This window comes from Siccibacter colletis, assembly GCF_025914095.1.
Classification (GTDB): domain Bacteria; phylum Pseudomonadota; class Gammaproteobacteria; order Enterobacterales; family Enterobacteriaceae; genus Siccibacter; species Siccibacter colletis.
Genome location: NZ_CP074352.1, coordinates 1,030,940 through 1,048,277, shown reverse-complemented (window position 1 = coordinate 1,048,277; position 17,338 = coordinate 1,030,940). Strand labels below are relative to the sequence as shown.

Annotated in this window: 17 protein-coding genes and 1 tRNA gene; 12 read left to right on the top strand and 6 right to left on the bottom strand. The window is 57.4% G+C overall.

Annotation, left to right across the window (positions count from 1 at the left end; all coding sequences use genetic code 11):
- Window positions 1–107: 107 nt before the first annotated feature.
- The 3 genes from KFZ77_RS05050 (at window position 108) to KFZ77_RS05040 (ending at window position 4,805) form a co-directional block, all read left to right on the top strand.
- Window positions 108–1,349 carry an MDR family MFS transporter gene (locus KFZ77_RS05050; protein WP_264385613.1) on the top strand — a complete coding sequence of 414 codons (1,242 nt, stop codon included), beginning with the start codon at window positions 108–110 and terminating at the stop codon, window positions 1,347–1,349.
- Window positions 1,350–1,467: 118 nt separating this feature from the next.
- The gene (locus tag KFZ77_RS05045) at window positions 1,468–2,028 is read left to right on the top strand and encodes a diguanylate cyclase (protein ID WP_081826956.1); all 561 of its coding nucleotides are present in this window, start codon (window positions 1,468–1,470) and stop codon (window positions 2,026–2,028) included.
- A 239-nt stretch (window positions 2,029–2,267) separates the two neighbouring features.
- Window positions 2,268–4,805 carry an autotransporter outer membrane beta-barrel domain-containing protein gene (locus KFZ77_RS05040; protein ID WP_264385612.1) on the top strand — a complete coding sequence of 846 codons (2,538 nt, stop codon included), beginning with the start codon at window positions 2,268–2,270 and terminating at the stop codon, window positions 4,803–4,805.
- A gap of 73 nt (window positions 4,806–4,878) precedes the next feature.
- Here KFZ77_RS05040 and KFZ77_RS05035 read toward each other — a convergent pair whose 3' ends face one another.
- Together KFZ77_RS05035 and KFZ77_RS05030 are read right to left on the bottom strand one after the other, a co-directional pair.
- A complete protein-coding gene (locus KFZ77_RS05035) occupies window positions 4,879–5,661 on the bottom strand; it encodes a hypothetical protein (protein ID WP_264385611.1) in 783 nt (260 codons plus the stop codon).
- A gap of 691 nt (window positions 5,662–6,352) precedes the next feature.
- Window positions 6,353–6,429 (bottom strand) — tRNA-Arg (locus KFZ77_RS05030).
- A gap of 200 nt (window positions 6,430–6,629) precedes the next feature.
- On the opposite strand from KFZ77_RS05030, the gene folD reads away from it, so the two are divergent.
- Both folD and ybcJ read left to right on the top strand, forming a co-directional pair.
- The gene (gene folD / locus KFZ77_RS05025) at window positions 6,630–7,496 is read left to right on the top strand and encodes a bifunctional methylenetetrahydrofolate dehydrogenase/methenyltetrahydrofolate cyclohydrolase FolD (protein WP_031524438.1); all 867 of its coding nucleotides are present in this window, start codon (window positions 6,630–6,632) and stop codon (window positions 7,494–7,496) included.
- 1 nt (window position 7,497) lies between these two features.
- Window positions 7,498–7,710 (top strand): ribosome-associated protein YbcJ, encoded by a 213-nt coding sequence (ybcJ, locus tag KFZ77_RS05020; protein WP_031524436.1) that lies wholly within the window; start codon window positions 7,498–7,500, stop codon window positions 7,708–7,710.
- 39 nt (window positions 7,711–7,749) lie between these two features.
- Here the strand turns inward: ybcJ and KFZ77_RS05015 are convergent, their stop codons facing one another.
- Window positions 7,750–8,514, bottom strand: a complete 765-nt coding sequence (locus KFZ77_RS05015) for an SDR family NAD(P)-dependent oxidoreductase (RefSeq protein ID WP_264385610.1) — start codon at window positions 8,512–8,514, stop codon at window positions 7,750–7,752.
- A 357-nt stretch (window positions 8,515–8,871) separates the two neighbouring features.
- On the opposite strand from KFZ77_RS05015, the gene KFZ77_RS05010 reads away from it, so the two are divergent.
- The gene (locus KFZ77_RS05010) at window positions 8,872–10,371 is read left to right on the top strand and encodes a PTS transporter subunit EIIC (RefSeq protein ID WP_031524434.1); all 1,500 of its coding nucleotides are present in this window, start codon (window positions 8,872–8,874) and stop codon (window positions 10,369–10,371) included.
- An 80-nt stretch (window positions 10,372–10,451) separates the two neighbouring features.
- Window positions 10,452–11,465 carry a Mal regulon transcriptional regulator MalI gene (gene malI / locus KFZ77_RS05005; protein WP_264385609.1) on the top strand — a complete coding sequence of 338 codons (1,014 nt, stop codon included), beginning with the start codon at window positions 10,452–10,454 and terminating at the stop codon, window positions 11,463–11,465.
- 6 nt (window positions 11,466–11,471) lie between these two features.
- Here the strand turns inward: malI and KFZ77_RS05000 are convergent, their stop codons facing one another.
- From KFZ77_RS05000 to cysS, 3 genes are all read right to left on the bottom strand, one after another.
- On the bottom strand, window positions 11,472–11,810 hold the full coding sequence (locus tag KFZ77_RS05000) for a helix-turn-helix domain-containing protein (RefSeq protein ID WP_264385608.1): 339 nt from the start codon (window positions 11,808–11,810) through the stop codon (window positions 11,472–11,474).
- Window positions 11,807–12,169, bottom strand: a complete 363-nt coding sequence (locus KFZ77_RS04995) for a type II toxin-antitoxin system RelE/ParE family toxin (RefSeq protein WP_264385607.1) — start codon at window positions 12,167–12,169, stop codon at window positions 11,807–11,809. Before KFZ77_RS04995 ends, KFZ77_RS05000 begins: the two co-directional genes overlap by 4 nt.
- 153 nt (window positions 12,170–12,322) lie before the next feature.
- Entirely contained in the window at window positions 12,323–13,708 is a 1,386-nt protein-coding gene (cysS, locus tag KFZ77_RS04990; RefSeq protein ID WP_264385606.1) for a cysteine--tRNA ligase, read from the bottom strand.
- Between the two features lie 187 nt (window positions 13,709–13,895).
- Between cysS and ppiB the strand changes: the two genes are divergently transcribed.
- The 5 genes from ppiB (at window position 13,896) to purK (ending at window position 17,337) form a co-directional block, all read left to right on the top strand.
- On the top strand, window positions 13,896–14,390 hold the full coding sequence (gene ppiB / locus KFZ77_RS04985; RefSeq protein WP_264385605.1) for a peptidylprolyl isomerase B: 495 nt from the start codon (window positions 13,896–13,898) through the stop codon (window positions 14,388–14,390).
- Between the two features lie 2 nt (window positions 14,391–14,392).
- Window positions 14,393–15,115 carry a UDP-2,3-diacylglucosamine diphosphatase gene (gene lpxH / locus KFZ77_RS04980; protein WP_264385604.1) on the top strand — a complete coding sequence of 241 codons (723 nt, stop codon included), beginning with the start codon at window positions 14,393–14,395 and terminating at the stop codon, window positions 15,113–15,115.
- A 78-nt stretch (window positions 15,116–15,193) separates the two neighbouring features.
- The gene (locus tag KFZ77_RS04975; RefSeq protein WP_264385603.1) at window positions 15,194–15,610 is read left to right on the top strand and encodes a GNAT family N-acetyltransferase; all 417 of its coding nucleotides are present in this window, start codon (window positions 15,194–15,196) and stop codon (window positions 15,608–15,610) included.
- A gap of 150 nt (window positions 15,611–15,760) precedes the next feature.
- A complete protein-coding gene (gene purE, locus KFZ77_RS04970; RefSeq protein WP_031524420.1) occupies window positions 15,761–16,270 on the top strand; it encodes a 5-(carboxyamino)imidazole ribonucleotide mutase in 510 nt (169 codons plus the stop codon).
- Window positions 16,267–17,337, top strand: coding sequence for a 5-(carboxyamino)imidazole ribonucleotide synthase (gene purK / locus KFZ77_RS04965; RefSeq protein ID WP_264385602.1), 1,071 nt, complete (start codon window positions 16,267–16,269; stop codon window positions 17,335–17,337). Before purE ends, purK begins: the two co-directional genes overlap by 4 nt.
- Window position 17,338 lies beyond the last annotated feature (1 nt).

Below are 17,338 nucleotides of genomic sequence, written 5' to 3'. Positions count from 1 at the left end.
ACAACTATATGCGCCGTTAATGATTTGCCGGGCGCAACGATTTGCCAGCGGCGGTGGCTTCATCCATATTAGCCCTCTGTTTTTAACCTCACGCTGATGGATAACGCATGCTTTCCCTGTTCGCCCGCCGTACTACCCGGGTTTACCCGCCGTTGCTGCTCGGCAGCCAGCTGGTCTTTAATATCGGTTTTTATGCGGTGGTGCCGTTTCTGGCTATCTTCCTGCGCGATGACATGCTGCTCTCTGGCTGGGCGGTGGGGCTGATCATTGGTTTGCGCACCTTTTCGCAGCAGGGCATGTTTCTGGTGGGCGGCGCGCTGGCAGACCGCTTTGGCGCGCGAGTCATCATTCTGTGCGGGTGTATGGTGCGCATCAGCGGCTATCTGCTGCTGGCGCTGGGCGACAGCCTGGTGCCGATTATTCTCGGTGCCTGCCTCACCGGGGTCGGTGGCGCGCTGTTCTCCCCGGCTATCGAAGCGTTGCTGGCCCGTGCCAGCAATGAAAGCGAGCAGGCCGGAAAGCGCAGCCGCGCGGAATGGTTCGCGCTGTTCGCCGTGTGCGGTGAACTGGGCGCGGTACTTGGCCCGGTACTGGGGTCGCTGCTGACGGGCTTCGGTTTTCAGCGCGTGGCGCTGGCCGGTGCCGGTGTGTTTATCGTTGCGCTGGCGATCCTGTTCTTTTTCCTGCCCCAGACCCCGCGCCGCAGCGGCGAGTTGCGGATCAACCCGTGGTGGAAAACCTTCCACCAGCCGCGTTTTGTCGCCTTTATCATCGCCTACAGCGCGTATCTGTTCAGCTATAACCAGCTCTATCTGGCGCTGCCGGTAGAGCTGCACCGCTCTGGTAGCAGTGAGAAAGCGTTAGGCCCGGTCTTTATGCTGGCGTCGATGCTGGTGATCGTTCTGCAACTGCCGCTGGCGCGTATTGCCCGCCGCATCGGGGCGGCGCACATTCTGCCGCTCGGTTTTTTCCTGCTCGCGAGCGCCTTCTTCAGCGTGGCGCTATTTGCCGCGGCTCCACCACCGGAAGGGATAACCCGGCTGGTCCCGGCAATGCTGATGGTGTCGCTGTTGACGCTCGGGCAGATGCTGATTATGCCGGTGGGAATGGACCTCATCCCGCGTTTCGCCGATGAACACAACCTCGGGGCGCATTATGGGGCGCTCTCGTCGATGGGTGGCGTGGCGGTACTGCTGGGCAATTTCCTGCTGGGCGGCCAGCTCGACCATGCGCTGACGCCCTCCCCGCAGGCGGCCACCGCCTGGTTGATGCTGGGGATCGTCCCGCTGTGCAGCGCCTTTGCCATGATCGCCATCTGCCGTCCGTTCCGGCGTGGTAATCGCCTGTAGTTTCCCAATCCTTCTCGCTCTTCCTCAGGCTGCAATAGCCTGAGGATCTCCCGAACGCGATACCCCTGCTAAAATTCAGGTCTATGCTTAACGGATGAGACATTCCGGAGGGCTACCTGTGACACCCAACGATCCCACGCTGCTGTTACTGCTTTATTTTATTATGCCGCTCTGGCTGCTGGCCGGCGTCTGCGACTGGCTGTGCCACCGTAAAACCCACATTGAGGAAAACGCCGGGCTAAAAGAGGCCTTTATTCATATTCTGATGTTCAGCGAGATGGGAATTCCGCTGCTTGCCGCGCTGTTTCTTGAAATCAACGCCCTGATTATCCTGCTGATGGTCGTCGGTTTTTTGCTCCACGAAGCCACTGCGCTGTGGGATGTGAGCTACTCCTCGACCGTGCGTTATATCTCGCCGGTTGAGCAGCATATCCACAGCTTTCTGGAGATGGTGCCGCTGATGGCGCTGCTGCTGGTAGTGACGCGCCACTGGGATCAGGCGCTGGCGCTGGTCGGGCTGGGAGCCGCAGCGGCAGATTTTAGCCTGAACCTGAAAAGCGAGCCGCTGCCGGTGCCGTATATTGTTACCCTGCTGCTGGCTATCGTACTGCTGGAGATCCTTCCCTTCGCCGAAGAGTTTGTGCGCTGTTTTCGCAAGCGCGGCGCGACGGAGAAATAACCTCAGCTGCTCCCCGCCGCCGGGGAGCATCAACGGCTATCAACGTTACTCACCCTGCCTCATTGCCCACCACAATTCCTCACTGCCGTATCCCGCGCCCGCGATTTCCGTTGCGCGATGAATATGCTTACCCCAGCCATGTCATTGCGTTTAAAGCCGGGCTTACATTTGCACCCTTATGTTTTGGGTTCGGTTAGCCGCTTATTTTCCGCGCGTTGATTGCCTCTGGAGCCATACCTATGTTTAAGACGCTTAAGCTCGCCCCGTCCGCGAAAGGCATAGCATTAAGCCTGCCGGGTTTACTGATCGTGACCGCGACCTTATCCCCGGCGCGCGCCGCGCCGTGCCCGGCCACGCCTGCCGCTACCTGCGGTATGTCCCCGTATAATGGTCAGGATCTCTATCTCGATAGCCCCTCCGGCACCGCCTTTATCAATGCCCCCACCTCCGATGCCACCATTTATATGGACGGACGCCAGCCAGGCAACACGCAGCAGCTCACGGTTTCCGGCACGGATATGTCCGGGAAGTATATTCAGGCCAGCCACACCGGGGCGGCAACCATTACCCTGGCCGGGGGAGCGCGTGCCGATATGATTGAAGGGGGCAACGCGGGGTCTGCAACCGATATTACCGTGGTGATGGATAACGCGGTGCTGAACGGTGCCAACGCCAGCGTGCAGTACCACACCGCGCCGGGGGACAAAGCGTACATGATGGGGTCGGCGATATTTATCGATCAGGCCGATGCCGGGGTGCATAACCTGACGGTGCAGAATGACAGCCAGCTGTCCGGCAGCATCATCACCGGCGGCGCAGCGGCCCAGCGCATCACGGTCAGCGACAGCACCCTCGACAGCGGCAGTCTGTACTCCCTGAGCCGCAGCGCGGACAACCAGGTGACGCTGAACAACGCCCGGCTCGACGCCAGTCAGAGCGCCACCGCCGGTCAGTTCGCGGCATTACTGCCAGCCAGCGGGTTGCCAGTGTCGTCGATCCCCCCCGCGCTGGACCGGGTCGCCATCGGTCTGGCGGGTAACAACACGAATCAGCTCACGCTCAATAACGCCACCGTTACGGGTGATGTCGGCCTGCTGAACAGCCAGGGCGTTAACCGCGCCGACATCCAGAAGAGCACGCTGCGCGGCGATCTGGTGCTGGTGGGCAACGGCAGCGCGCGGGTCACGCTGACAAACAGCCAGCTCAATGGCAACCTTGACGCCGCGGCACAAACCGGGGCCACCACGCTGGTGATCGGCGATGCATCCACCGTAACCGGCAACGTCACCACCGGTGCCGGGAGCGATCGAGTCGCCGTCATCAACGGCTCGGAAGTAAAAGGTGCTATTGACGGCGGTGCCGGGCAAAACAGCCTGCTACTCGACGGCAGCAGCGCCATCGACGGTCAGCTCATCAATATCAACAGCGTTCACGCCACCGAGGAGAACACCATCGTCACGCCGCATATCGGCAGCGACACCGCCTGGAACCTGATGAACCGCTCCATGCTGGTGGGCAACACCATGTCGGATGCCAGCATCACCATGAGCACCGACAGCATGGTGATCGTCACCGGTGCGGTAACCGGCGTTAACACGCTGATCATCAGCCAGATGGCGACGCAGGGCAGTGAAGGCCAGGCGGTGATAGGCTCCTTTGCCGATTTGTCGCAGGGCTCCGTCAACTACCGCTTTGCCAACGGCGCCCGTCGCGTCGCCGCCCGGGCCGGGGCATGGAATTACGATCTCAGCGCCTTTACCGTGCCGATGAACAATGCCACCCAGGGCGCAGAGCTGATACTGAGCCAGCGGCAGATCGGGCTGGCGCATGACGTCAAGGGCGCGATTGCGGGTCTGGAGGGTGCAAAACAGTCGGGCCAGACGGTAGCGGCTAACCTGGCGAGCCGTCTCGACAGCCTGCGTAACCATTTTCTGCTGCACGGGCAGAGCGAGGGGGCGCATGTCTGGGGAGATTACCTCTACCACACCGGGGATTTTGCTGATGACGTGGACTATCACAGCAACCTGCTGGGTGCGCAGGTCGGTGTGGACTGGAGCCATCAGTTAACCAATGGCGATCTGCTGACCGGCGGGTTCGCGCTGGCCTGGGTACGCAACCGCGTCAGCGACAGCGACAACCAGGGCAACTTTAATAATGCGGTCTACGGTGATTTTTACAGCCTGTACGGCGGCTGGCAGCAGCCCCTGCACGATAACCGCTGGAGCCTGTTTGCGGACGGCAGCATCAGCCTCGGCGACATCCGCTATACCCTGAAAGTACATAACGTCCCGGCCACCACCACCGGCATTAAGGAGGCGCTGAACGGTTCCTATGACGGCAGTATGGTTGATGTGGAAACCCGCGCCGGGTTCACGCTGCGCACCGGCGGCGCTCTGCTCCAGCCCTACGCCGTGCTCGGCTGGAACAGCGCGCACAGCGATCGCTTTTCTGATGCACAGATCGAAATCGCCAAAAATGAAACCTCGGCCTGGCATAGCGGCGCGGGCATGCGCTTATCAACGGAGCTTGAGGCGGGCATGGTTCGCGTCCTGCCGTGGATCGATGCCCGCTACGTCACTGAATTTAACGACGACACCGCCATCACCGCGGCAGACTATACGCTCCACGCGGGCCACAACCAGAAAATGGGCCTACTGGGGATAGGCGCGAATCTGGGTATTACCCGGGATCTGTGGTTTTCCAGTGGAATATATACCGGCACCGGCGACGTGGATAACAGCGTCAGCGTGCAGGCGGGGCTGAATTTTAACTTCTGATAAGTGATGTTTTTCCTGGCACTGCGCCAGGGTGAATACAGGGCAGTCGGGTATGGCCCGACTGCCCTGTTAATTATTCAACCGTGACGTAAATCTGCCCGTCGTTATATTCCTGCACGGTCACATCGCGCGTGCTGCCATTGGATAATTCGACAAAGCCGACATGGTTTTTGCCGTTACTTTCAGTAATGGCAACGCTTTTGCAGGTGATACCCGGGCGATGCAGCTGTGTGCGGTAAATATCAGAAACCGTCTCGCAGGCAGCGCTTTCCAGCTCCGCACGCCCGCTTGAAAAGAGAAAATTGCACACCATAAAAATGGCAATAATACCTATCCATACCGCAAACAGACGTTTACTTTCACCTGTGGCATTAGCGCGCTTGAACAGGTAAACCGGTGAAAATAAAATCCACCATACCGAGAAAGTCGCTTTGCTATTTAGCTCAAGCAGCTTCCAGTCTTTATACAGTAAGGCGATGGTGGCTATCATCACCAGTAGGCTAATTACGTAATCAACCTGAAGACTAACTAACAGTGAAGAGATAAAATTAAAAATGAGTAGCAATACCGCCATATAAATATAATAGTCATGCAGGCTAGCGCTATCCAGCGCTTTGATTTTCGCAACAATATCGCTAACTTTTTTACCGGAAGATGATGTCGCTGACTCACTGCCGCCAATCAAAAAAGCAATTAATTTATTATCATATTCTTCTTTGAATCTGTCATTCTGCATAATCGATCTGATTTTTCTCACGCGTGCTTCATCTTCATTCCCGACCGCCGCCAGGGCAGTATCAATCTGCTCTTTTGTGGCGGACATGTCGAGTTTGAGATATTCGTAATGGTTTTCCATTTCTTTCCTTGCCTGAAATAATAAAAAAGTGTACGCAGGGGTTATCGGCAAAAAACGGGGAAACTTTACGTTGGAAAAGTAGCTGGTATCAATAAACGGAAAAGGCGAAACCAATTTCCAAAAAAGCATATAACAGTAGAACCATTTGCTCAACTGGATATCAGGCTGGGAAATGAACATCCGATAAAAATTAATTACCCTTCTTATTAATCACCTGGATAAATGCGCCATCTATTATTGCTCATTTTTCGTGGTTATTTTATCCTCAGCGCTGGTTAAATTTATTTATCTTAATCTGAGATTAAATCAGAATCATTTCACCTTTCTGTTATTACCCCTGATGGGCAATGCGACGGCTTTACCCGTCAGTAAATGCGCCGCATCGGGCCATTACGCTGAAAGCATGTTGCAGGCCAGTATAAACAACGACCTCGGTCTGGACCTGAGCGCGATAACTACATCAGCGCCAACGAAATAAAGAATATTTTTATCACCTCAGCGTAGTTAGAAATGAGGAGTATTCAGTTCGCTATAACGGCTGGGTGACAGTAGCAAGCGATTTTTAAAGGCATAATTCTGAATCTGTTCGTTAGTGAAAGACTGAGAGGGGATTTTTTCTTACAGCACCGACTACAGCACCGGTAGCATTTTTCGCGGGGGTTTCACTTTGGCGTAAGTATTTGATTTTACATGGCGCGCCCTGCAGGATTCGAACCTGCGACCCACGGCTTAGAAGGCCGTTGCTCTATCCGACTGAGCTAAGGGCGCGTAACTGAAAGGATTTCGCCCGGCTCAGGGAGGGCGAAACGCGTGGAATTATACGGTCAGGGTCGGGTGAGTCAATGGCTTTTCCGCTGCCTGCGCGCTTATTGAGCATAAAACCGTTTCTGTGACTGACAGCACGGCGCGCTTCTGACAAAATATATGCATCCCCCTTCCCTATGACGACAGATGGAATCCTCTCTCTGATGGTAGCAAAGATAATTGACGGTAAAACGATTGCGCAGCAGGTCCGCTCTGAGGTTGCCGCAAAAGTTCAGGCCCGCGTCGCCGCCGGAAAACGTGCCCCTGGTCTGGCAGTTGTGCTGGTCGGTGATAACCCGGCTTCACAAATTTATGTCGGCAGCAAACGCAAAGCCTGTGAAGAGGTCGGGTTCCTGTCCCGCTCTTACGATCTGCCCGACACCACCAGCGAAGCCGAGCTGCTGGCGCTGATCGATACCCTGAATCGCGATCGCGAGATCGACGGCATTCTGGTGCAGCTGCCGCTGCCGGCGGGTATCGACAACGTCAAAGTCCTGGAGCGCATCGCGCCAGATAAAGACGTCGACGGCTTTCATCCCTACAATATCGGTCGCCTGTGCCAGCGCGCACCGTGCCTGCGCCCCTGTACGCCGCGCGGTATCGTCACGCTGCTGGAGCGCTATAACATTGATACCTACGGCCTGAACGCGGTGGTGATTGGTGCATCCAACATTGTTGGCCGCCCGATGAGCATGGAGCTGCTGCTGGCGGGTTGCACCACTACCGTTACCCATCGTTTTACCAAAAACCTGCGTCAGCACGTCGAGAACGCCGACCTGCTGGTGGTCGCGGTGGGTAAACCGGGCTTTATTCCGGGAGAATGGATCAAAGAAGGTGCCATCGTGATTGATGTTGGCATCAACCGGCTGGAAAGCGGCAAGGTGGTAGGCGATGTGGTATTTGACGACGCGGCAGCGCGCGCGGGCTATATCACTCCGGTGCCGGGCGGCGTAGGCCCGATGACCGTAGCAACCCTGATTCAGAACACGCTACAGGCGTGCGAAGAGTATCACGATCTGGAAGAGAACTAAGATGGCAACATTTTCCCTGGGTAAACACCCGCACGTAGAGCTGTGCGACCTGCTGAAGCTGGAAGGCTGGAGCGAAAGCGGCGCGCAGGCCAAAATTTTCATCGCCGACGGGCTGGTTACCGTGGACGGCAACGTCGAGACGCGTAAGCGCTGCAAGATAGTGGCCGGTCAGACGGTCAGCTTCCACGGCCAGAGCATTACCGTCGTTGCCTGACGCAAAAAACCCGCCGGTCGGCGGGTTTTTTATTGCCGCTTATGCCTGCGGCGGCTGACCGTTCGAGGCGGTGATACCCCCGTCGACAGCCAGGTTTACACCGGTGATATAGCGCGCATCGTCGCTTGCCATAAAGGCAATGGCATCGGCAATATCCTCGGCTTCACCGGCGCGGCCCAGCGGAATGCGCTCATAGAATTTCTCCAGCAGCGGCTGGTTGTCTTTCATCTCTTCCGTCAGGTCGGTAAAGGTAAAGCCAGGACAAATAGCGTTCACGCGCACCCCATCGCGACCATAGTCCATCGCCAGCGCACGGGTAAAGTTAGTGATCGCGCCTTTCGCCGCGTTGTATACGCTCATCCCCCAGTCGCCGCCGAGGCCGGACACCGAGGAAATGTTAATCACGTTGCCTTTGGTTTTCAGCAGCGCCGGCATGAAGTAGTGCACGCCGTAAAACACGCCGTTAAGGTCGGTTTTCATCAGGCTGTCCCAGTCCTGCAGGTCAATCTCATGGATGCGGCCCTGCACGATCATCCCGGCGTTGTTCACCAGCACGTCCGCGCGACCATATTCATCCTCAACCCGGCGGGCGAGCGCAGCCACTTCTTCTGCAACGGATACGTCACAGGGGGCCACAAGATGCTTACCCTGCGGCAGCGTGGCGGCGACTTTTTCCAGTTTCTCCTGAGTGCGCCCTACCAGCACCACGCTCGCGCCCTCTTTCGCAAAACGCTGGGCAGCCGCAGCGCCAATACCTGAACCCGCACCGGTAATCACTACCACTTTGTTATGAAAGCGTTCCATTTAACCTCCTGTTTTCTCAGTGAGTCACTGTGTAATCGACCCTTTAAAGACTGGCACTCCTCACGCGTATCGCAAGCGCGTCACCGGAAAACTGCACATAAGTGACTGAGTTAGCGGCAAATAAAAAATCTTAAAAAATGTGATCGGACGCACATATAACCGCAATAGCCATACCCGCAATAAAGCCAGGCCTGTTGGCGTTGCACTTCAAATAATCAGAAATTCGTCTGGTTCGCGATGAAGTATTTGTTGCGCGAATATCACCGTTCAAAGACGATGAGTAGAACGTTCTACTAAAACGTTCTACTTACAATAACAAGCAAGACGCGCACAGCGTTCTCTTCGGGGGAAATCAGCATGAGTCTGGTATCAGGGTTAGTAAAATCGTTGTCTAAACTGTCGATGATTGGCCGCGCGTTAATGCTGCCAATCTCATTGCTGCCGGCGGCAGGTCTGCTGCTGGCGTTCGGCGATAAGTTTCATCTGCCGCTGATGATGAACGCGGGCGGGGTTATCTTCGATAACCTGCCGCTGCTGTTCGCCATTGGCTCTGCGGTGGGGCTGGCGTCCGAGTCGGGTATTGCAGCGCTCTCCGCTGCGGTCTCGGTGTTCGTGACAAACGTCACCATCGGCACGGTGTTAAGCATTACACCGGAAATGGCCGCACAGGGTGGCAAATACGCGATGGTGGTCGGCATTCCCACGTTGCAGATGGGCGTGTTTGGCGGGCTTATCTGCGGCATTCTGGCGGCGTGGTGTTACAACCGTTTCCATACCCTGCAGCTACCTGAGTTCCTCGGTTTCTTCTCGGGAAAACGCTTTGTCGCTATCGCTACCGCGTTCCTGTCCTTTATTCTCGGGCTGCTGTTGCCGTACGTCTGGCAGCACATCCAGGCGGGCATTGATGCGCTCTCGCTGGTGGTCAACGGCGATAACCAGGCAGCTTCAACCTTTATCTTCGGGCTGGTGGAGCGCGCGCTTATCCCGCTCGGCCTGCATCATATCTGGTATCCGTCGTTCTGGTACTCGTTTGGTGACTACACCACTCAGGCAGGCCAGGTGATCCACGGCGATCAGACGATCTGGTTCAAAATGCTGGAAGAAGGCGTGAAGTCGTTCAGCAGCGATACCTACCACAACGCGGGTAAATTCATGCAGGGCGAATTCCCGCTGATGCTTTTCGCGCTGCCGGCGGCCTGCCTCGCGATGTATCACGAAGCCAATACCAAAAATAAAAAGATTGCCTCGGGCATTCTGTTCTCCGCCGCGCTGACCTGTTTCCTGACGGGGATTACCGAGCCGGTTGAGTTCACCTTTATCTTCGTGGCACCGGTGCTGTACGTGTTCAACGCCATCATGGCCGGGCTGTCCTACATGTGCATGTACCTGCTGGATGCGCACATTGCCAAGTCCTTCTCCGCCGGGCTTATCGACTATATCTCCTTCGGTATTCTGCCGTCGTTCAACGGCTTCGAAACACACTACCTCAGCGCGATTATCGTTGGCGTGCCGATGGCCATCATCTACTACTTCACCTTCCGCTTCGTGATCCGCCGTTTCGACGTTAAAACGCCGGGGCGTACCGATGTGACTACCACCGCCACCAATAAAAGCGATGCCGAACTGGCAAGTGAAATTCTGGCGCTGCTGGGCGGGGCGCAGAACGTTGGGTCCGTGGGTTCGTGTATTACCCGTTTGCGCCTGGAGGTGGAAAACGGCAAAGCGGTAGATCGTGACGGGCTGAACAACGTGGGGGCACGCGGCGTGGTGTTCGTCGGTGATAACGGCATTCAGGTGATTTTCGGTGCCAGAGCGCAGTTTATCGCCCAGGAGATGTCCGGCATGTTGGGTAAATAAGCCGCACGACGCCGCCTGTATCATCCCGGGCGGCGTTGTGGTATCACGTTGTTTACTGGCGGGTTTTGTGAAGGCAGGGAATGAAAAAGGTCAGCATAATCGATGTGGCAAAAGCAGCGGGCGTCTCGGTCTCTACCGTGTCGCTGGTGCTGCGCCAGAAAGGGAAAATTTCGCAGGCCACCATTGAAAAAGTGCAGGCCGCTATCTCAACGCTGGGCTACGTGCATAACGTGGCTGCGGCTAACCTGCGCGCCAGCACCTCCAACCTGATTGGCCTGATCCTGCGCAACTTTGGCGATACCTTCAGCATGAAGGTAGCAGCCAGCCTGGTGCAGACGCTGGAGCAGCAGGGCTATATGGTGTTTCTCGCCCAACCGCAGGACGATGAGCACCTTAAGCGCACGCTGCTCTCCTTCACCCGCCAGGGGGTCGCCGGCGTCATCTGGCTGTGCGGCGATCATCAGCGCGACAGCCTTCCCGCCCCGCTACTGCATTCGCCGCTGCCGCTGGTGGCGGTATCCCAGACGCCGCTGCAGGGCAGCGTGGATATTGTGATGCACGACAATCGCCAGGCCGCGAGCCTCGCCACGCGCTATCTGATTGAACGCGGGCACCGCAACATCGCCTGGATTGGCGGCGAGGCTAACTGCCTGTTGCGTCAGCAGCGCCTGCTCGGCTATCGCGCCGCGCTGGAGCAGTACGGTCTGCCGTTTCGCGCAGAGTTAGCGCCGGTATGCGCCGAGGACACCCACGCCGCCAGCCTCATCACCCGTCAACTGCTTGAGAAGCACAACACCATCACCGCCCTGCTCTGTCACTCTCCCCATGCCATTATCGGCAGTTTGGGCGGCATTCATCACGTCGGGCGTACGGTAGGGAAAGACGTGTTTCTTACCCAGCAGGTGTCGCTGATTGGCTTTGAAGATATGCTGCAGATTAACCTCACCTCGCCGTCGTTTACCTACGTCTCCTCGGCGAGCGAAGAGAGCGGGCGTCAGGCAGCGATGCTGATGATACGTAAGCTGAAGGAGCCTGGGCTGCCTGCGCAGTACATCACGCTTTCCGGGCAGCTGGTGCAGCGCGACTCCGCCTGAAAGCGGCTATTTGATTACCAACTTGCAGGTCTTGCCGATGAGACTCGCCATCGAAATCAGCGCATCGAGGGTAAACTTTTCCGTTTTCTGATTAACCACATCAGACACCCGCGGGCGCGTCACCTGCAGGATTTGCGCGGCGTTAACCTGCTTAAGGTTTTCCGTCTTGATCCAGCTGGCAATCTCCGCCATCACCTGCTTTTTCATACCGATGAGCAGGGCAATTTCACGGTCTGACTCCTGCTGTAACGCCGCCGCCTGCGCGTCGTCAAAACCGAGGTCGGTGAAAATGTTGTCCTCAGGACGCGTGATATGGCGCACGCCGTTCTCGCTGTTATGGGTCATCTGCTACTCCTTCGCTGATTAACGATCTCGTGATACCGCTGACGGATGACCCAGGCATCACTCAGCCTCGTCTTCCGCTCTTTTTTACTGAAGCTGTGCAGCACATACACCGCTTCCTCGAACTTTGCCACGCAGGCGACCCGCCAGGTATTTGCGTCTTCATCCAGTCGGATTTCGATAACGCCCGCGCCCCATGTACTGACACGCTTTACATCTGTCGGATCAAGCCCGAACTGCACCTTGCGTAGCTCTTTTCCTGCTCTGGCTCTGACGCTCTCCGGAAAGGCGCGCAAATCATCAAGCGACGACCCGCACCAGTAGATGGGTTTTGCTGCCTCGCGTGCTCCTTGTAAGTCCATATCAGCTCCGTGCATTTTGTATTAAATTTTATACATCGCCGGATAACTATTCAACACTATTTCTGCGCCCGAGGGTGAATTTTGGTTTTGAAATGGAAAGCAGCACGCATAAAAAAAGCCGCCCGGAGGCGGCTTTTTTGCGTTAGTGAATAATCACTTGCGGCGCCAGGTGGTGCCCTGTGGGCCGTCTTCAAGGATGATGCCCATCTCGTTCAGGCGATCGCGTGCCGCATCGGCCGCAGCCCAGTCTTTGGCTTTACGCGCATCCAGACGTTGCTGGATCAGCGCTTCGATTTCCGCCACTTCGCTATCGTTGCTCTGGGCACCAGACTGCAGGAACTGCTCCGGCGCCTGCTCCAGCAGACCCAGCACCGCCGCCAGCTTGCGCAGGTGTGCCGCCAGTTGGTTTGCCGCGTTCGCATCTTCCGCTTTCAGGCGGTTAACTTCACGCGCCATATCAAACAGCGCCGAGTAGGCTTCCGGCGTGTTGAAGTCGTCGTTCATCGCCTCCACAAAGCGCGCTTCAAACGCCTCGCCGCCTGCAGCCTGCGCAGTGGGATCGGTGCCGCGCAGCGCGGTGTACAGACGCTCCAGCGAGGCACGCGCCTGCTTGAGGTTGTCTTCGCTGTAGTTCAGCTGGCTGCGGTAGTGACCGGACATCAGGAAGTAGCGGATGGTTTCGGCATCGTAGTGTTTCAGCACGTCGCGCACGGTGAAGAAGTTGCCCAGCGATTTGGACATCTTCTCGCGGTCTACCATCACCATCCCGGAGTGCATCCAGTAGTTCACGTACTCGCCGTCGTGGGCGCAGGTGGACTGGGCGATTTCGTTCTCGTGATGCGGGAACATCAGGTCGGAGCCACCGCCGTGGATGTCGAAATGGCTGCCCAGCTGCTTGCAGTTCATGGCGGAGCACTCAATGTGCCAGCCCGGACGCCCCTCGCCCCACGGCGAAGGCCAGCTCGGCTCGCCCGGCTTGGACATTTTCCACAGCACGAAGTCCATCGGGTTACGCTTCACGTCCGCCACTTCGACGCGCGCACCCGCCTGAAGCTGGTCGAGATCCTGACGCGACAGCAGGCCATATTGCGGATCGGTTTCTACTGAGAACATGACGTCGCCGTTCTGCGCCACATAGGCGTGATCGCGGGCGATGAGCTGCTGGACGATCTCAATGATCTCCGGAATATGCTGGGTGGCGCGCGGTTCGCTTTCGGGGCGCAGAATATTGAGCGCGTCAAAGTCCTTGTGCATCTCGGCGACCATGCGGTCCACCAGCTCGACAAAGCCTTCGCCATTTTCATTGGCGCGCTTGATGATCTTGTCGTCGATATCCGTGATGTTGCGTACGTACTTCAGCTTATAGCCAAGAAAACGCAGGTAGCGCGCCACCACGTCAAAGGCAACAAAGGTACGGCCATGACCGATATGACACAGGTCGTACACGGTAATACCACACACGTACATGCCCACTTCCCCGGCATGGATAGGTTTAAATTCCTCTTTTTGGCGCGTCAGTGTATTAAAGATTTTTAACATCGATGATTCCATGTAGACGTGTGTGAAAGTGAGCGGTTCGGGACCAGCCGCTTAGTTTACCCGTAATTCAAACCCGAAGCAGCACACTTTGCAAGGTGATCGAACCGGACGACCTGTGCTATAACAGGCGCCTGAAATGACCTGATAAGACAGGTCGCAGCGCCACTTAACGGAACAGGATGCAAACATGGTTACTTTTCATACCAATCATGGCGATATCGTCATCAAAACTTTTGATAACGACGCGCCGGTTACAGTGAAGAACTTCCTGGACTACTGTCGTGAAGGTTTCTACAACAACACTATTTTCCATCGCGTCATCAACGGGTTCATGATTCAGGGCGGCGGCTTTGAGCCGGGCATGAAGCAGAAAAACACCAAAGACGCGATCCAGAACGAAGCGAACAACGGCCTGAAAAACACCCGTGGCACCCTTGCTATGGCGCGTACTCAGGCTCCGCACTCCGCGACCGCGCAGTTCTTCATCAACGTGGCTGACAACGACTTCCTGAACTTCAGCGGCGAAAGCCTGCAGGGTTGGGGCTACTGCGTATTCGCAGAAGTGGTTGAAGGTATGGACGTGGTTGACAAGATCAAAGGCGTTTCTACCGGCCGCAGCGGTATGCATCAGGACGTACCGAAAGAAGATGTGATCATCGAAAGCGTTACCGTCAGCGAGTAATCGTGGCCACGCTTTTTATTGCAGATCTTCATCTCTGCCCAGAAGAACCGGCGATCACCGCCGGTTTTCTGCATTTTTTAGCCGGTCCGGCTCGCGATGCCGACGCGCTCTATATTATAGGCGATCTGTTCGAGGCCTGGATTGGTGACGACGATCCGGTTCCGCTGCATGCGGAGATCGCCCGGGCGATCCGCTCGCTGGTGGATCATGGCGTCCCCTGCTACTTCATTCACGGCAACCGTGACTTCCTGCTCGGCAAGCGTTTCGCCCGGCAAAGCGGCATGACGCTGCTGCCCGAAGCTCAGGTGCTCTCGCTCTACGGGCGCGACGTGCTGATTATGCATGGCGATACGCTCTGCACGGATGATGCCGGTTACCAGGCGTTCCGCGCGAAAGTGCACCAGCCCTGGTTGCAGGCGCTTTTTCTCGCCTTGCCGCTGTTTATGCGTAAACGTATCGCCGCTAAAATGCGCGCCAACAGTAAAGCGGCCAACAGCACCAAGACGCTGGAGATCATGGACGTCAATCCGCAGGCAGTCGTGGCGGCAATGGAACAGCATCAGGTGCAGTGGCTGATCCACGGTCACACCCATCGTCCGGCGGTACATGAGCTTACCGCCAACGGTCAGCCAGCATTTCGCGCAGTGCTCGGCGCATGGCACAGCGAAGGCTCAATGGTCAGCGTCACGCCCGACGACGTAAAACTGATCCACTTCCCATTCTGACCCTGCTTTTTCTGGCGTTTTTCCTGTCGTCTCAATGTGTTAAAACGGAAGTCCTTACGCAAACGAGACAAGTTTCCCATGGAACTGGATATTACCGACGCCATTTCACCCGACGATCGCGCTGCGCTGTTTCACGGCCTGCACGGCTATAACCAGCAGTTTATCGCCAGCGACGCCTCCGGCAGCCTCGGCGTCTGGCGGCGCAACCTGACAGGCGGGCTTGATGGCGGGCTTATTGCCAGCATCAAAGGCAACTGGCTGTGCATTGATTTTCTCTGGGTGAATGAGGCACTGCGCGGCACCGGTCTGGGTCGTTTGCTGCTGGCCACCGCCGAGCACACGGCACTCCAGCGCGGTTGTATCCTGGCGCTGGTCGATACCTTCAGCTTCCAGGCGCGCCCCTTTTACGAAAAAAATGGCTTCGTGCTGCAAATGACGCTGGAGGATTTTCCGCATCACGGGCAGCAACGTTTTTATCTGACCAAAGCGCTCTGACAGGCGGCTTTTGCCGGTGCCAACGGCCCCCTTTTTTCCACCTGCCGCGCCGACGCAACCGTTTTCCTTGCCATTTTTCCATGCTATTCTTTGTGCCCTTCTGAACGACAAGCACCTTGTCCACGCACACTCACAGGAGTTTTAAGACGCATGTCTTCAAGCCAACATCCGGCGCGTATCGCCATCGTTATGGGGTCTAAAAGCGACTGGGCGACCATGCAGTTTGCCGCTGACATTCTTGATGCCCTTGAAGTACCTCATCATGTCGAAGTGGTTTCCGCCCACCGCACGCCGGACAAGCTGTTCAGCTTTGCCGAAGGCGCGCAGCACAACGGCTATCAGGTGATTATCGCCGGTGCCGGTGGGGCCGCCCATCTGCCGGGCATGATTGCCGCCAAAACCCTGGTGCCGGTACTCGGCGTACCGGTGCAGAGCGCCGCCCTGAGCGGTGTGGACAGCCTCTACTCTATTGTGCAAATGCCGCGCGGTATTCCGGTGGGGACGCTGGCGATCGGTAAAGCGGGAGCGGCGAACGCAGCCCTGCTGGCCGCGCAGATCCTCGCCCAGCATGATGAGGCACTGCTGGCGCGTCTCGGTGCCTGGCGCCAGGCGCAGACTGACGAGGTGCTGGATAATCCGGACCCGAGGGATCAGGCATGAAACAGGTATGCGTACTCGGGAACGGCCAACTGGGGCGTATGCTGCGCCAGGCCGGTGAACCGCTGGGCATCGCGGTCTGGCCGGTAGGACTGGACGCGGAGCCGCAGGCGGTGCCGTTTCAGCAGAGCGTGATCACCGCTGAAATCGAGCGCTGGCCGGAAACCGCACTGACCCGCGAACTGGCGCGTCACCCGGCATTTGTTAACCGGGACGTGTTTCCCGTTATCGCCGACCGCCTGACGCAGAAGCAGCTGTTTGACCGTCTCGGCCTCGCCACCGCGCCCTGGCAGCTGCTGGCGTCTGCCGGGCAGTGGCCGGCGGTCTTTGATGCCCTGGGCGAGCTGGCGATCGTTAAGCGCCGCACCGGCGGCTACGACGGTCGCGGTCAGTGGCGGCTGCGGGCGGGCGATACCGCGCAGCTGCCTGACGACTGCTACGGTGAGTGCATTGTTGAACAGGGAATTAACTTCTCCGGCGAGGTGTCGCTGGTGGGCGCACGCGGCCACGACGGCGCGACGGTGTTCTATCCCCTGACCCACAACCTGCATCAGGACGGGATCCTGCGCACCAGCGTGGCGTTTCCGCACGCCAATGCCGGCCAGCAGGCGCAGGCTGAAGCGATGCTGTCCGCGATTATGCAGGAGCTGAACTACGTCGGCGTCATGGCGATGGAGTGCTTTATCACCCCGGGCGGGCTGCAGATCAACGAGCTGGCACCGCGCGTACATAACAGCGGTCACTGGACCCAGAACGGGGCATCCATCAGTCAGTTTGAGCTGCACCTGCGCGCCATTCTCTCCCTGCCGCTGCCGCAGCCGGTGGTAAACAGCCCGTCGGTGATGGTGAACCTGATTGGCACCGCGCTTAACGATGACTGGCTGAAGCTGCCGCTGGTGCATCTGCACTGGTACGACAAAGAGGTGCGTCCGGGGCGCAAGGTCGGACATCTTAACCTGACCGACAGCGACACCGACCGCCTGAGCGCCACGCTCGAATCGCTGGTGGCGCTGCTGCCGCCTGAGTATGCCAGCGGCATCGCCTGGGCGCGGGTCAAGCTGGATAAGTGAG